This window comes from Thermus thalpophilus (assembly GCF_022760915.1).
Lineage (GTDB): Bacteria > Deinococcota > Deinococci > Deinococcales > Thermaceae > Thermus > Thermus thalpophilus.
On the sequence record NZ_JAKTNS010000122.1, the window covers coordinates 1 to 476 of the forward strand.

Consider the following 476-nt stretch of genomic DNA (forward strand, 5'->3'; position numbering starts at 1 on the left):
ACGAAGCCTCACGTGAACGTGGGGACGATTGGGCACGTGGACCACGGGAAGACGACGTTGACGGCGGCGTTGACGTTTGTGACTGCGGCGGAGAACCCGAATGTAGAGGTGAAGGATTACGGGGAGATTGACAAGGCGCCGGAGGAGCGTGCGCGGGGGATAACGATCAACACGGCGCACGTGGAGTACGAGACGGCGAAGCGGCACTATTCGCACGTGGACTGCCCGGGACATGCGGACTACATCAAGAACATGATCACGGGTGCGGCGCAGATGGACGGGGCGATTTTGGTGGTATCGGCGGCGGATGGGCCGATGCCGCAGACGCGGGAGCACATTTTGTTGGCACGGCAGGTGGGGGTCCCGTACATTGTGGTGTTCATGAACAAGGTGGACATGGTGGACGACCCCGAGTTGTTGGACTTGGTGGAGATGGAGGTACGGGACCTTTTGAACCAGTACGAGTTTCCTGGGGA

General features: G+C 60.3%; 1 protein-coding gene. It reads left to right on the top strand.

All coding sequences use genetic code 11. The features are described from left to right. Window positions 1-476 (top strand): GTP-binding protein (locus tag L0D17_RS13285; RefSeq protein ID WP_243095714.1); only part of this gene is annotated, 476 nt, incomplete at both ends.